We start from the raw sequence: 16,885 nt of genomic DNA, 5'->3' as shown, positions 1-16,885 counted from the left end.
TACAGCAGCACCGGTCTTAGCCAATGGAGCAGCAGACTTCTTAGCATCAGCCTTCTTAGCATCGTTCTTCTTAGAAGAAGTTTCCTCAAGAATCTTCTTGACTTCCTGGCCGAACTTGCCAGACAAAGCTTCGTCGTAGAGAGCCTTAGCGCCTGGAACCTGTGGGAAGTTCTTGGACAATGGGTCAGAAGTTACAACTGGTGGGAGCAAAGCTGGGTTTACACCGTTGGCAACAGCCTCGTTGTAAACAGCCTTGTAGTCAAGCAAAGCCTTGTTGTAAGCGTCAACTGCAGCAAGAGCCTTGGTCAAAGCATCATTATACTCAGCATTAGCCTTAGCAAAAGCAGCGGTTGCACGAGTTACGTGAGCTTCGGCGCGAGCCACAGCGTCACGCAAACGAGTCTCGGTAGCAGAATCGTTTACACCAGAAGCCAAGAATTCGTTAAGACGCAACTTAGCGTTGTCAAGATCGTTGACACGAGCCTTAAGCTCTGCAGTAGCAGCAGCAAGAGCAGCGGTCTTATCCTTAAGAGTTGCCTTTGCGTGAGCCAAAGCATCATCAGCGTCGTCAAGCATCATCTTAGCAAAACGAACCTGGTCGATGAGAGTGTGCTGAACATCCTTGCCCTTTGGAGTTGGGGTTGGATCCTTATGCTCTGGATCCTTATGCTCTGGATCAGCAGTCGTGCACTGAGCCTTAGCAAGAGCATCCTTGGCATCCTGCAACTCATCCTTAGCATCCTGCAACTCATGCTTAGCATCCTTCACACCTTGCTCAGAAGGATCAGCACCAGCGGACAAATCTGTTGGATTATCGTCTACAGATTCCTTAGCAGTAGCTTCAAAAGGCTTGGTCTTATCTGCAGCAGTAAACGCCTTAGCAGCCTTACCAGCCTTAGCAAAAGCTTCTTTAAGAGCTTCCAACTGCTTTGGAGTGGTGTCATCCTTCTTATCGCCAGTCTTAGCATCATTGTAAGCCTTAAGGGCATTGTTGTAAGCATCTGCTACAGCCTTCTTAGCTGCGTATGCTTCCTTCTTTGCATTAAGGTCATCCTTAGCATCAGCAAGAGCATTTTCCTTCTTGGAAACATTACGCTCTGCAACAGTAACAGCATGCTTAAGCTCAGTGAGCTTAGCAGCATCAGCTGGCTTGCATTCTTCCTTCTTAGGAGCTTCTGTCTCAGCAGCGAAAGCTGGAGCGGCGAATGCCATACCGGAAAGAAGTGTGGCGCCAGCAGCGAATGCGGCGATAGCCTTCTTATTCAACATAATATTTTCCTTTCTTCTTCTCCTTCGCACTAGGGTATGCGAAGAAAAATTTGCCATTTGCGGTTTCCCGCGCGCACCGGTGGAACTAGGGATTTCACCGGTAGCTGAGTTATAACTTACAGCATACTCTCAGAAAACTCAACACCTGTGTTCAATTTTTATACCCCCAAATGCAACGAATTTTTGATAAATTTTCTGTTTTTGTGTTAAAAAGGCGAAATATTTACGGCTTTTATATGGATTTTGTGTAAAAGTTACAAGACACGCCGTAACCAGAACTTTTTAATACTTTTCTCAGGTTTCTTTAAGGTTTGCATTATTACGAAAGAATCGCGCGCTTTTACAGGCACAGCCCACATTCACACAGTTTGCATTCGTAGTTTGCCGCATTCACACAGTTTGCTGCAAGATTCGCACGGAATGGTTCACAGGTCCATGGCCGCACACATTGCCTCGCACACCCCCGCGCTCGCCGCCGCCCTCACTTCCGCGACCAACATGCAACACACTTCCGGCCGCAATCGCCTCTCGAAGCCACGCCGTTGACCATTCAAGCGCGCGCATCACAGTATCATGATCGCTCAAATTCTTTCCTTCACGCAAAGCAAGCCCAATTTTCGTAGCAATTGCGGAAGAAAGCGAGCAGCCAGTTCCGTGAGTTGTGCTTGTTTCAACACGCTCGCTTGGCACGTGTCGCGCGTCACCATCCGGAAAAACCGCAGTATTTCCAACGTCTTCGCCAGTTAAGTGACCACCTTTTACAATCACAACAACGCTATTTTTTGCAGCCAACTCACGCGCCTGATTGCAAGCTTCCTCAAAGTTTTCCGCAACTGGCAACTCACACAAAGCCGCCAACTCCGGCACGTTTGGCGTCACAACATCAACGCAGCTTATAAACTTGCGCATCGCATTTTCGGCACTCGCCTCAAGCAAACGCTTTCCGGAAGTCGATATCATCACAGGGTCTAGCACGCTTACAGGAACCGGATTATCACGCATCCAATCGCGCATTGCTTCAATGTATTCCACGCAACCAAGCATGCCGATTTTTAGCGCGTCAACCGTAACGTCGTCGTACACGCACGAAAGTTGAGTGCGGAAAAAGCTGACCGGCGGCGTAAACACTTCGCGCACTTCGCACGTGTTTTGTGCAACCAAATTAGTTGGTATGCACATGCCGTAGCCGCCCGCAGCCATGATTGATTTAAGATCCGCCTGTATTCCGGCTCCGCCTGTTGGGTCTGTGCCGGCCACGCTTAAAACGCGCGGGATGATTGGATTTGATTGCTGCGTATGAGATTGCGCATGCTGGGCAGGCTGCGCGGACGATTGCGCGATTGACTGCGCGGACGATTGCGCATGCTGTTTGCTTGATACTAGCGTCATAATTTTATTATATTGCGCAGCCGCGCGCAAATGTGTACTTACACCCACTGCAACGCTCGCGCTATAAGCGCTCGCTTACGAAACTCGCGTTGGAAGTCCACTGGACTTCCAACCTAAGCGAGTTTCCGCTCCGAGTTGCTTTCGCGCGCGCTGTGCTGCGCTCAAGCAGGTCGTCGCGCACACCTATTCATCACAGCCGAAGCCACTTAAACAATCCTCCGCAGCGCATCGCTTCCGCAGAAGCGTCGCAATGCTTGCTGTCGGTTAACGCGCCGAATCCGTAACCGCTAAGCACCGATCCAAGCCATCCGCGCCTTCCGAACGCGCCGGTGGAAATAGCCAGCGCAAGAAGCACGCCGAACAAGAAGCTGAACCATATTGCAGCTTGACCGCCGCTGTAAGGCAGAGCAACCGGACGCACTAAGTAACCGAAGCTAAAGTATCCGACTAAGTGACCTATGTTATTGTTGTCACCAAAGCCGTCGCTCTCATTATCGGACTTATCTTTTGCACGTCCATACAAAGCGTACTCAACTCCACTGCCGTCAGTCTTTAGCCTCTTAAACGCCGAAGTATCCACGGAGCCATCATTGCCCATTATCGACGTGCAGCTATTAAAATCAGTTGCGCCGCCAAGCTTCTTGACTTTGCATGCAACCAAATTAAGGTTGCTGAGATCGCCAAATCTGTCGTAATCGTCGTGGACATCCGCAAACAGAGTCTTTCCACTCTCCTTGCTTTCCGACTTCGAAACTTTTCCGTCCTTGTATTCCACAGGATTACCCTTAACCGTGAGATTAGCGTAGTCCTTCTCTTCCATTGTTACAACATAAGGATTATTAGCACTCGTGTGACCACTTAGAAGCGATCCTCCAGTTGCTGCAACAGTTGGCTTCTCGTTATCTACAGGAATCAGATACACAGGCATTACAAATTCGTAATTGGCATCGTTATTCCAGCCGCCGTCTTTACCTCGCGTTTTATGAGTATCACCAACCCAGCTATCGCCATATGTCATAATAATCGATAAGCCATTATCTAGATTCTTAAGAATCTTATGGCCGATTAAGATACTGTTGATTGCGCCAGACCTACCCCATGCGCCAATCCTAGCGAAGTTGGTAAGCGAAAGACCAGTATTACTACTCTCAGACGTTACGCCAGAGCTATTAGGAATAGAATATCCACCGCCGGTACCGCCCTTTGAAATCATATCTATGACGTTTACATACCAAGTTTCTTTAGCAGCACCACCATTGTCGTTATCAGCGCCGTTAGCACCAGACCTATGGTCTTCAGATGGATTATACGTATAGAAGTGCGTACTCCCATCAAAGCTGAAGCCGTTTCGATTGTGCTCGCCATCAACCTTATCGCTACCTCTTACTTCTGGAAGCAAGGATGGCTGGCAATCAGCAAACGCCCAATCACTTCCATCAACATAGTTTCCACACTCGTTTTCTGGGTGCAAAGTACTGTTACGCTTAAGCTTCAACGCAGATTGCAAATCATTAAGCGTAAAGTTGCGCTTAGTTGAAGCATTGTACAGATACAGAAGAGACTTCTTATCTTGCGAAAGAACAAATCCTGGATCATACGGACGACCATCTACGCGCAGAGCCTTATCGCCCTTAGTTTCGTCGAAGCTAGTAGGCGCATCAGATAAGTAGTCTGCAGCACCGTTACTATCACCACCATGCTCACTATCTACGTTTTGAGGTGCACGCAATCGCACAAATCGCGTAATCTTATTTTCTCTCGGATTTGGCACAAGTACGCGGCTTCTCCAGCCTCGAGTCATAACAGCAACGTCTTGTATCTTTCCTACTTGACGATCACCATAGCCAGGAAGATTCAAAGGCTTATGGTCATCGTCCATAGCATTATAGTCATACTTCCTAAAAGTCACCATAGTTCTACCAGGATCTAGCCTTGGATCCTCATTCGTAACGATTTCGCTATCGTTTTGAAGCCAAATTCCCTTCTTTGGTTCGCCCGCAAAGTTGTTTTCGCTGCGCAAATCCATTCGTATTGCGCGCTCCTCGTGACCACTTAGAAGCATCGGGTGTATTTGCACTATTTGACGCTTCATAGTAACACCGAAGTACACGCAGTCGGACGGCTTCTTCAAACCAGACCAGTTGTCTGCGCTCCAGTAATCCGGACGGCATACTTCGCTAGGCTTTTCTTTTGCGTAAGCCATTGGCAGCACGTCAAGAGTATCTTCTGAACTAGCGTCGTCTTTGTAGGAGTTTTTATCTTTTGCAGCGCGACCTTTTGCATTTTTACCTTTTGCAGCACGCGTATTTCCGCTGTTTCTGCTATTTCCGCCGCTTCGATTACTTCCGCCGCTTCTTGCAGTCTTATTTCCGTCCCTATTAGGCGAATCATCGGAAAGATCTTCAGGGCTTCTAACACCAGGCATATACGTCCATGGGCCAACTTCAAGACGGCTGCGTGCTCGAACCACGCTTCCTGGAGCTAGGTAACCACTAGGGAATGTTATAACAGCATTACCCTTATCATCTTGATTAAGCGTTACTTCATTCGGCTTGGAAGTACCAGCGCATACACTCCACGATTTATCCCAGCACACGGAAATTGTTTTACCAATGCTGGTTTCTACGTCAGGCTCATTTGAACTTGTAGCAGATCCAAAAAGACCATTAACAGCAACAGGCTTTTCAAGCTCTGAAGCAGGGTGATAGTAAACTACCATTCTTTTAGCTCCATAGCCTGATTTAACTACAACTTTATAATCGCGATTTTGTGAAGAACCATCTTTGCTGAGCCAGCTATCATACTTTGCAAATTCATCACTTTTACCATCGTACGCAACAACAGATGGTTTCACCATGTCTGTCCACGTAGCCTTAAAGCATCCAACAACAGTTTTTGCACTTTGCTTTCCAGCACTATCTGTAGTTTCAGCATACATTGTAAATACAGTTTGCTTATTTACACTTGGATTGTCTAAATCTGTGCTTCTGTATTTTTCAACAAACCTTCTAAGCAAATGTTTATTCGTAACGCCGTTACTAACAAACTTCAGCATTGGACTAGAAGTTTTACCACTAGAATCCTGAATATTATTCGCTTGAATATACACATTCAGATTATTAACCAGCACTTTACTGTTTATACTATTCGGGTATAAAGTAACGTATTTCCTATTAAAACCACGGCCTTGCACCCACTTGCGATCACCTTTGCCTGGTTCGTACTCATTGAAATCATCGTCTAGCTTTAACGCTGAAGGCAAATTAATCGTAGCCTTATCAGCTTCATACCAAGCTTTCGTATTATTTTCATAAATTTTCTTATCAAGAGTAATAACATCATCATCAATTGTATTGCAGTTATTCACATCGCCGTTAATCATGCATCTTCCGTGAATATCCCACGGCTTACCGTCCCACTCCTGATAACTCTTCGCACTAATCGTCGGCTTCTCATTATCAACCGGCATAAACCATACGTTTATCACGTTCGTTGTGTTATCTGGCGTCTTACCAGGCTCACGAAGCAGAAGATCGTTCGTAACCTGACCATTATTCACATAAAGTTGCGCATGCATAAACGGCCTGTTATTTGCGTATCCCTCAGGCTTCGAAGTACCTTCACCGTACGCGTCGTAGTCGTTCATAGTGTCAACATCAATATTCTTAGTTATAATGTCGCCAATATTTTCGCCATCCGCTTGACCGTTCAGATCTTCACCGCCAGGCATAAGGAAGTCCTTGTGAATAGCATATTCACTAACATACTTATCTTCACCAGCATGCTGACTACCCTTATTTTCAATAAGCCTATCTGTAATATGTACTTCACTTCCGTTCTTCATATTTACAGAAGCATTGTAAGAGAATGAAGAACGATCCATAATAAATTCTTTAGGCGTATACTTAACTAAATTAAGCTTATTTCGCCACTGGCACGTACCTTCTTGCGCAACACCGTTATGAGAAGCAATAGATGCAGCACATGTATTGTCATGCACAGCGTAACCTAATCCATTATCGACTGCCATAGGGTACGAACCATTCCATGCGTCAAATTGCCTATTATCCGCCGCGCTCATAGGAGTTAGAGAAGGCTGCGGATTATTTTCATCTTTCGTATTGATACTAGGCGTACCTTTTACAAGCTTTAGCACATCCTGAAGGTTTAACGGCTTACCATTGCCGCCCTTGCGGTATGAGTTTATGTTCCACTTGTACACAAAGTATTGCGTGCCAAACTTCTGATTTCCATGCAATCCGTTTTGCGGCCCGTCAAATCCAGGATCGTTTCGCCCGTCAACACTTTTCTTGTTGTTGTCTACTAATCCCCACGTATAGTCCTTACGCATATCAACGAAGCGCGTCACCTTATGGTCAATCGGGTTAAGCGTAGTCTCGTCATCAGCTTCCAACTTTTTGAAAGAAAGCTTCTTTTCGGCATACTTCTTTTCGGAAATTTCTCCTAGCTTGCCAATACCAGTAACACCACCTAAGCACAGCTTCCACTGCTGATCCGTCTTAGACTGGCATGAGTATTGAGGCTTATTCTCACCATAAGCATACTTTGCTGTAGTTTTTGCAGGATTAAAACCGTTATCGTATTGGTCATAAGTATCGTACTTATTTTCACCTTTAACGCCAATTTCTTCCTTGCGGTAGCCGAAGATTCGCTCGTTTCGCTTATCATGCCTCATCCAAGAAAGCATTGCCACGATTTCGTTATTATTAAGCTCAAACGGGTTCACTTGCACTAAGCCGTTTGGCCACGCAATATCGAGCGGAAGCGGGTCGGACTCTTCGTAATCCTGAAGATTGCCTGGCTCCATAAGCTTCCAAAGTTTATCTTGACGCCAATCTGGATTATTTTCCGGCACAGAGTAAGTGTCTACGTAAATTCTGGAACCAATTTCCGCAAAGTATTCCGGAATCGTAATATTTCCAGTTACAGGATCAAAAGTTATTTCGCACCTGTCGCCGCCGTTAGCTGTGCAACCCTTGATATGGTCTCCAAGATTTGCTGTAATAATACGCTTACTAAATTCTTCACGCCATTGATCGTTATTCATTCCAACAGAACGATCTTCGCCTTCAGCATCTCGATCCTGACCCTTAGATTCTTCCGACTTAGCATCTTTAGAATCTTCAGCGTTCTTGGAGTCATTTTTATCGGAAGACTTGCTATCTTTACTGCCTTTGTCATCCTTGCTTGCGCTACCATTTTCGGACGTTTTAGCAGCATCGCTCTGCTTGCTACCGTTATTTACTTCAGATTTTTGTGTATTTTCTTTCTTAGAAGAATCGCTTTCGTTTAGAACTGCAAGCTTTACACTACCGCGCCTTCCCGGAACATTGCGCTTCTTAGCGTTCTTCTTAGCGTTCTTCTTAGTCACTTTAGTAATCTTCAAAGAAGCAGGCTTGTTGCTAGTTTGAGACTTATTAGTCTGCTGCTCCTGCTGCTTATTTTCTGACTTCTGCGACTTCTGCTGCTGACCTTGTTCCTGCTTACCCTGCTGATTTTGGGTAGAGTTCTCCCCAGGTTTAGCATTTTCAGTCTTTTCGTTATCAGCTTTAGCCTTGTTGTCAACTTTCGCCTTATCGCCAGCTTTATTCTTATCGTCAGCTTTAGATTTATCTTTATCCTTGCCATCAGCCGACTTGCCATCAGCTGCCTTATCGCCAGCCGCGTCTCTGTCCTCTAAAGCAGACCTATCTTCAGCAGACCTATCCTCAGCAGCCCTAGACCCATCCGGTCTTGCAGCATCATTATTGTGGTTATACGTATTAACCTGATGCCAAAGATCAGTCTTCTTATTACCGTCTCGCTGAACAACAATGCCGTAGCAGCTGCCATCATTCGGGCACATCGTAAAGTAGTTATGATCCTTCTTAGGAGCTTCCTTACCGCGCGCCCAAATGCGTACCATAATCGAACGCACGCGCTTATCTTCATCCCAAGGATTCACTCGCCCAACATAATGCCCATTCGGCTTCTTATCCCACCAAACGTTTGGCAAACCGTAACCAGGAGATACAATAATCAGCCTAAGTTTCTTTATTACGGAATTACCTGCAGCATCCCAACCGTGGAATATTAAATCATGCACACCGTGATTTCTATTCTGATCGCCCACTAATACTGTAGGAGAACCCTCATCTTTAGAATTATTGCTGTTAATAACCCATCCAACTTGATCCGTCGGACTATCAGATTCACCATTTTTATGAATGAACTGATCGTAGCTTATAGTAGTAAAATCGCCGCAACCACGATTATCACAATCATTCTTCTTATCACGATTAGTCGTAATCATATCGAAATCATTGCGCACAACGACTTTTTTACCATCAAAGAATCTCTTATTTTTATCGTTAGTAAAGTAGTCAGTAGCTTCCTTCGGCTTCACACCAAGCAAAATCCTCTTATCGTCATGACCTTTAACCCAGAACTTAATTTTGCTATTAACAGGAATCTTCAAACCATCAGCTGGAACATCAACAGGATCCCCATTATTCACGCTCACTTTTACATCCAACGTTGGCTTCTCGTAATCAACGTACGGGAATACAACAGGTATAACAGTAGTCGAATTATCCCAGAACGTAATCTTTACGTACTTTACAAACACGTAATTTGGCAAAACTTTAGGATCCTTGCCATCCTGCAACTGAGCACTATACTTGTTTCGCATCCAGTTTCTGTAAATACGCTTGATTTTAGCCAAGACTTTCGTCTGCAATTCTTGCTTTACAGGATCGCCCGGCTTCAACTCCTTACCGTCATCACCAGTCTTAGGAGCGTTACTTACAAACCAAACATTACGCTTAGTAGCATTTTGCGCTTTAGGCCAGCATTCAGGCATGCTGTCTTCACGATCCTCACCCATAGCTGCACGATCGTTGTTTGCAGCGGAAGCATCGTCACTATCTACGGATCTAAATTGAATAGAAGACCTAGACTGACCGGTAATTTTATCCTTGTATTCGTCAAGAATCTTAGAATGGCCGCAAGGATTTACAACGCTGACAATAGGCACTTTAGCAGCAACGCTTAAATCAGCATCCTGAAGAGTATTCGAGCGAGGCTCATCACCCCACTTATCCGTCCACTCAGCTTTATAAACAGCAAGATTCTTAAGAGGAGTATTAGAATCTCCATCCGGATTACTAGTCAAATAGCTCGCATCAAGCGGATAATCGTTTGCCTTTGAACCCTTCTTCTGTTTTATGGAACCATACCTATGCCTTGTACCATACTCATCCTTATTAACAGGCGGGAACAAGTTAGGGTCGAAAGCCATTACCTGCTTATACAAGTCGGAACGTTTACCAACAAAATTCACAAATCCAGCATTATTATCACGATCATCAATAATAAGAGGATTAGGAAGCGGCTGATCGTAAGAATAATACTTAGGAGTCTTGTTATTTTCGTCATATTCCTCAGTTTGCAAAGGCTTAAACACGTCTGCTTGCGTAATAACCCTATACCACAAATCCTGAGTTTCGCTCATATGATACGTTCTATCGTTATATCTAAGCTCAAGCTTATGCCTTCCAGGAGTTGAATCCTTCGTATTATGGTCGTTCATACCAGGATTACGGAACCACTGATTGCCTCTAGCATAGCCGTTATTTGGAGAATAATAATCAGGCAATAAGCGTATATCTTCACTCTCGTTCATAAGACTTGAAGATCCCAAAGGCTGATTTACTATTCCAAGTAACACACTAGAGAATGAAATAAGCCTGTTCCTAAGATAATTACCGCTGTCACTGTTGTACGGTCCCAAACCAGTACCCTTAAGGAAGTGGTATCTAGGAGCCTGAATATCCATAATTCGCGGCGCACCATACCACTGCTGATGCATTACAGTGTACATGTAGAAGTTAGCGTCACGACCAAAATTAGTCATGGAATATTTACTGGCTTTAGTAACACCAAACGGATCAGTGGCACCATAAAAACCTTTGCTCTGTCTCTTACCGTAGTAAGATCCTGCAGCGTAGAAGAATGAAAAGTTTTCACAACCCGTGCCATCGCCCTTGTTAGCAGTGCAATATGCGTCGTTTTTATTCGTAGAAGTTGTAGTAGTGAAGTGAATCTTATACGTATAAGCAATTTCGCCAGGCTTAATATTATTCACAAAACTAAATACGCGCTGCGTGTCATCTTTTATAGATCTATAAAGATTTTGCACAAGAGCAACATAAGCAGGACTATAACCTCTGCTATAGCTTCCTTCAACTTTAGGAACAACTCTAAGATCGCCTTCATCCAAAGCACCATAGCTACTGGATCTAATGCAGTCCAAACCTGTGCCATCACGGCACCAACCAATAGCTTCAGTACTACCCAAATCCTCAGTTGTTACAGCATCCGGAAGAATCCTAGAATAATTGCCATTCTTACTGTCGTCAGTGCCACGCATCTTATTCCAAGCTGCAACTAAATCGTCTCCAGTATCAAAATCGTTACCGTCAGTTTTAATGCTGCATAAACCGTTAGGATTATCCCAAGAAAATGAGCAAGTTTCGCGAGGAGGATTATTGTTGCCTTGCTTCTTCTTATACAAAGCAGTAACTTCCCTGCCACTGTAAAGAACACGCTGAATATACTGCCTTCCGCCTTCACTACCCTTGTCTAGGATCTGACCTTTTGGAATCGTAAAGTAATCAAGAGCAGCACCAGCGCCTTGAGTACGGCCGCCAGCGTTAAAAATAACATCCCACACGAAGCCGCCGCCGGAAAGCTTAGGAGTACGCTTTACAAACACGAAATCTGCAGTGTCATCTATAGGCAAGTTAATTCTGTCGACGCCGGAACCCTTATAATTAAAGGCCATGTTGCGTAAACGGCCCATAATAAAAGTGCCCTTAGGGTATGGAGTGAAGTAAGTTGCGCCGTAATGATCCGTGCCGGAAGGATCTTCAGGCACAGGACCGTTCTCGTAGTGGCCGCGAGGTCTCGTTGCTGCACTAGCAAATTGGTCACCCGATTCCAAGTTGTATCCAAGACTATTAACATCCAAATCGTGGCCGTTAGTGGCGCGCAAACCAGCTCCGTCGCCGTCAGTAGTAATACATGCACCTAAAGCGTAATCCTTGTTGCATCCAGGGCGATACACTTCGTAAGATTCACGAGCTGTGTAATTCTTAGCGTCGCGGTTTTGTGCTTGGGCTTGAGCTTCTTTGGCAGCGCGCTCAATAGGTGACATGTTTTGAGAAGCGGAATTTGAATCTGCGCTTGCAAAGCTTAAATCTTGCGCGAACGGATTGCTTTCGTTTACAAATACTCGATGATTGCCGAAACTCTGTAATGAGGAAAGGTCAGAGGACGCGTATGAAGACGAGGAGAACGATTGATAGGATGCAGAGGCGGCGGAATTAGCGGAATCGGCGGAATTAGAAACCGGCTCAGAACCAGAATGAGAATCTGGACTTGCGGGAGTATTTACGGAAGTATTTGCGGAAGGCTTGTTAGCAGCTTTGTTAGAAGCTTCGTTAGCAGTATTAGCGGAAGTCTCAGAAGATGAATTAGCACCATCCGCCGCAACCGCAGTTTCAGCAGTCAAGCAAACAGGCAGCCACATAGCCACAGAAATAGCGCACACCAGCACCGTCTTAAGCACCGTCTTAAGCACTCTCGCGAAAGCGCTGACGAACGCACGATACACATGCTTATCCGCACGTTTAACCGCACTATACACATGCTGAGCCGCACGAACAGCCGCACGAGTTGCGCACTGGGTCAACTGACCTATGCGAACAAGAACGTTTAGCATAATCGTCCAAATACTCTTCATAATTCCACCTGTTTTACATTGTTTTACGCGCTTTACGTAGCCTCGCGGCAACGTAAGTTTGTTTTTAAGTTTTGATATTAAGTTTTGTTGTTAAGCTTTAGTTTTTAAGTTTTAGTGTTCAGTTTTGCTGCTATACGCAATCGCTTATAAACCGAGAATGTTTATAAGCCAGTCGAACGTCTTTTCGCCGTGACTGCCCCTCTTACGTTTCTTACGCGAGCTAGACTTTTTGACCTTCGGCCTCTTTTTTGGCCGATTCGCAATCGCCCTAGCTTCCTCGCGCGCAAGATTTTCTCTGCGTACAGCGCTAGTTACTGCGCTACTTGCGTTATCTTTCGCGCTACTTGCAGCACTATCCTCTTCCCTATCCTTCGCACTATCTTCCTTCTTATCTTTCTCGCTATCCTCTTCGTCTTCCTTCTTTTTCTTCTTAACCGGCAGACCAGCCCACCAAATGTAGCCGCCCACCACGCACAGGCTTCCAAAGCAGCCCAAAACCCACCACGGGAATCGCGGAACATCCGGCTTCTTGCCACGAAGCGACTTATCCGCCGCAGGTGTTGGCACAACTCGCTCACCAGTCACCAAAATGCGCTGCGTGTTAATGCCTAGAGGCGTGCAAGTAATCAGCGTCACCAAATCCTTGCCAGGCACAGCCGCAATCTTCTTCGTCTCGTCCGGGTTCACAACGATTTTGTCAACTACCTTATAGGTAAGAATCTCGTCGAAAACCTCAATCGTAAAAGTGTCACCCTTAACGATTTCGTCAAGACGCGTGAACATTTCCGCACTAGCAAGACCACGGTGGCCGGTTATAACCGAGCGCGTGCCCTTGCCGCCAACCGGAAGCGAAGTTCCACGCAAATGGCCAAGACCCTTCAGAAGAGTGGCATCCTCCGTGCCGTGATAAACCGGCAAATCAAGATCAATCTTCTTAATACGAAGACGAGCCATAAGGCCATCATCGTTAGCTTTTAACTGATCCCAATAGTCCTGACTAGCATCCGACGTTTCTCCATGCGAAGTTGGAATATTCGTATTCGCTTCGTAAATAGCGCCAGACGAAAGCTTCTGATTGTACTCGCGCGCGCGGCGCAACTGCTCGTGCGGAGCAGGAACCGCATGCGTAATAAGCTTCGCGTACTCAGCCGCAACCTCCGACATGTGATACTGACTCAGCCACATGGCGGCATGCGGATAAATAAGCGACGCAAACGACGCGAGCAACAGCAAAGCGGGGATTATGCAGGACTTAGAGAAGTGCCACTTTTTGGCTTTGTTGCGCGAGTTTATTTTCGATATTTTTGAGTATCGTCTATGAGTTTTGACTGATGTTCTTGTTCTTTGAGCTTGACGAGGCTGGAAAATTTGTGTTTGCGCAAGCCCCGTCCTTCGTCGCTTTAACTGTTAAAGTATTTTGCCGTGTTCGCCTATTTTTAACAATGTTGCTTCCTCAGTCCTCTTTTATTGCTGAACACAATTTTTCCAGCCTCTCAACATACTAAACAACAACACAAAACTAATAGACTCGTTAAGTTTGTTACGAAAGTGCGCGGCTTACTAAGTGCAACTAAAGTTGCGCAACTAAGCTGCGGGTGGGTGCGTGGTTTGTGTGCTTGGTGTGGTGTGTGCAGCAGCGCTAATGCTAGTGTTCGCTGATCAACAAGAATCAGCGTCTGCAGAGCATTGGTGCAAAGCTACAAAACCACTTTTCGCAGAAGCATTGGTGCAAAGCTTCGGAAACAACGTCAGCAGAGCAAAACTGCAAAGCTTCGGAAACATTTGACGGAGATTTCCGGCGTTTGCGCTCAGACCTGCTTTCGCGCATATTCATCACAGCATAGCCGTTCGGCTGATTTAACATGTGAAGCATGGTGTGCTTTAAATGCCAAATCATGCTTTGACGGAGCTTGAAATCCCATTGATTTCAAGCTCGGTCAAAGCGCGCGAGCATCCCTCACTCAGTGCGAAAACCTCAAATCTCACCACACGAATATCCACACAACTGAATAACTGCACAACTAATCCGCTCAAACCGGTTGCGCAGCTTGTTTCGAAACCAAACTGCGCAACCGGCAGAGCAAATCAGCTGAACAATTGTTCAAGCCACTCAGCCAACTAAGTCACTCAGCCAGCCGATCGAGTTTTATTCCTGTTCCTGCTCCTTGCGACGCTTCATCACAATGTAGAAGAGCGTGCCAGCGATGCCAACAATGCCGCAAACCGTCAAAATCACCAAGCCGCGAGCACCGGTCATTGGCAAGTTGCCAAGAATCTTGTCAAGCTCGGTGGCTCTAGCGTTATCAATCTGCAAAGTGTTGTTTGCATTAGTTCCAGCAGTGAGATTCACGCAATGAAGCGTATTATCAAGTTTGAATCCATCTGGAGCTTTAGTCTCAACTGCGCAATAAACGTGCGAAATATTATCGCCATTACCAACGAAGAAGGAGTCAGAAGCCTTACCGTCTTTACCGGTCGCAGCCATTGTACGAACTTTGCTTTCATCGCTTACTAAACCATTGCCAGCATCAGCAACTGTCTTACCTTTAAGTTCTTCTACCTTCTTACCGTCAGCAGCTTTATAAACCTTGAACACTGCACCTTCCAAAGGCTTACCATTATCCTTCTTATCGTTATCACTCAAGCCAATCTTATTGATGTTGAGAGTAGCGAAATTAGTGGTGTCTTCACCTTCGTGAGTAGGATTACCTGGAGTTTCGCATGGCTGATCCTTAGTTGGAACACAGCCTGGAGTTTTATCTCCATCACCGGTTGCAACTCCATCCACATCAGTGTTTATAAAGTTCTTAATATTTCCAGGAGCAATAACTGTTGTTACAACTGTTGCTGTAAGTTTACCGCCAACTTTGGCAGAAGCCTTAGTCAGACCGGATGCAGTGAGCTTAACACGAATCCACTTGACGGTCTTGAGGTTCTCAGGTTTAGTTAAATCTACCTTAGTTGGATTATCACCAATTGAAGAATATCCTTCAACTTCATAATCCGTCGCCACTAAAGTATCAGAGGCGTTGCCCTCTTTATTAGTAACCTTAAGATCTTTAACACTGTTATAGTTCAAGAAGTCTGTGTTAATTGGATCAGTGAAGGAAACATTGTTATAAGTTGTGCCACCATCTTTGATAGCAGTAAGTGGAATGGAAATATCCCAGCCCATTGTTGTCTTAGCGCCATCGATGAACGGCTGATTTGGCGCAGCTTGAGCTTTCTTCTCTACCTTGTTGGTGCTGACATCATTCTTTGGATAAATCTTTAAATTGTAAATCCAGGTGTGAGTCTGCGTATCTGGAAGAGGAACCGTTACAAGGAATGGGTTAACTTGCTTAGTAACCTTAATAGGCTGGCCATCTTTCTTAGGCGCACTATTAGCCAAGTCTTCTTCTACCAAGTACAAGCCGTATGTTTTGTCAAGGTTGAATGTTGTAGAACCTGGCTTATCGCAACCTTGCTCACCACTAGCACAAGTTGTTTGTTCTGTGAAAGTATCAGAAGCCTTCAACCCTGCATCTTTCAAAGCCTGAGCAGCAGTCTTATTCTCAACATTAAGATTTTTAATTGCTTCCCAGCCAGCCGTATTGGACAAATCAATGGCAGAACCATCATTTTTAACAACACGAGTGAGCTTGAACTTCACGCCTGAAATTGGTAGTTGCTTAGATGGAATAGTCTGCTCTTTACCATTATTCTTAGTCTGACTCTCAGGACCTTCATACTTGTAAATGGTAATAGAAGTAGCTTGGCCAGATTTAATATTTGCTGTGTTTTCACCTTCAGCAGGAGTACTCTCTGGACCAGCAGCCCAGGCAATGGAGCCTGCAACGCAGCACGTTCCGAGTGTGCAGGTCGCGGCTAATACGGCAACAGCGCGTTTTAACTTTAAAGTCTTTAGACGCATATTCCCTCTCTTCAATAAATCAATTAATCGTCTTATTCTCTTTATTTAGACTCAAAAAGGCCGATCGTAGACCAAACAAAAAAGATTATAATGTTGTAACAACTGCATCAACGCAGACGCACGACTGTAAACACACGATGCGAATGCAGAATACAACTTCAACCTTCATCATTCAGCTATTTTTCGCAATTGTGCGATAACGCTCAACCATGAGTAAATACAATAATAGCTGATAATTAGACGAAAAATAACGTGAAGTATAACATAGTCAAATGTTTATATTTCTGAGCATCTACCCCCCCCCCCGGTACAAAAATCGTTAAAAATCAATGGGTTTGGGGGTGACAAATTACTAGCTCAGTCGCTTTTTGTGCGTTTTTATTTTTTTCTCAAAACCAAATACGGCGTGTCGCATTAGAGTATCGAGAAGCAGCACAGCGCGCTTCTCGATACACTAATGCGGTAGCGCTTGCTCAATGCGGAAAGTCCAGTGGGCTTTCCACGCAAGC

The 16,885-nt window shown here is 45.2% G+C and carries 5 protein-coding genes; all 5 read right to left on the bottom strand.

Translation table 11 applies throughout. From position 1 onward, the window contains the following. Positions 1 to 1,269: hypothetical protein (locus tag ACJV7B_RS05240; protein ID WP_419389125.1), on the bottom strand; the 1,269-nt coding region annotated here is incomplete at its 3' end. 390 nt (positions 1,270 to 1,659) lie between these two features. Next, positions 1,660 to 2,658 carry a bifunctional hydroxymethylpyrimidine kinase/phosphomethylpyrimidine kinase gene (gene thiD / locus ACJV7B_RS05235; protein WP_230453929.1) on the bottom strand — a complete coding sequence of 333 codons (999 nt, stop codon included), beginning with the start codon at positions 2,656 to 2,658 and terminating at the stop codon, positions 1,660 to 1,662. A 190-nt stretch (positions 2,659 to 2,848) separates the two neighbouring features. Continuing rightward, the gene (locus tag ACJV7B_RS05230) at positions 2,849 to 12,463 is read right to left on the bottom strand and encodes a hypothetical protein (protein ID WP_419389124.1); all 9,615 of its coding nucleotides are present in this window, start codon (positions 12,461 to 12,463) and stop codon (positions 2,849 to 2,851) included. 144 nt (positions 12,464 to 12,607) lie between these two features. Continuing rightward, entirely contained in the window at positions 12,608 to 13,765 is a 1,158-nt protein-coding gene (locus ACJV7B_RS05225; RefSeq protein ID WP_419389128.1) for a class C sortase, read from the bottom strand. Between the two features lie 844 nt (positions 13,766 to 14,609). Beyond that, a complete protein-coding gene (locus ACJV7B_RS05220) occupies positions 14,610 to 16,376 on the bottom strand; it encodes a SpaH/EbpB family LPXTG-anchored major pilin (protein WP_419389123.1) in 1,767 nt (588 codons plus the stop codon). Positions 16,377 to 16,885 lie beyond the last annotated feature (509 nt).

Source organism: Gardnerella bretellae (genome assembly GCF_048545135.1).
In the GTDB taxonomy this organism is placed as follows: Bacteria; Actinomycetota; Actinomycetes; order Actinomycetales; family Bifidobacteriaceae; genus Bifidobacterium; species Bifidobacterium greenwoodii.
Note: the sequence above shows the minus strand (reverse complement) of the source record. Positions and strands in the feature narration are given on the sequence as shown.

Bases quoted from the DNA above. Each gene is read 5' to 3' on its own strand.
- ACJV7B_RS05230 (WP_419389124.1), bottom strand. From the start codon at position 12,463: ATGAAGAGTATTTGGACGATTATGCTAAACGTTCTTGTTCGCATAGGT.
- thiD (WP_230453929.1), bottom strand. From the start codon at position 2,658: ATGACGCTAGTATCAAGCAAACAGCATGCGCAATCGTCCGCGCAGTCA.
- ACJV7B_RS05220 (WP_419389123.1), bottom strand. From the start codon at position 16,376: ATGCGTCTAAAGACTTTAAAGTTAAAACGCGCTGTTGCCGTATTAGCC.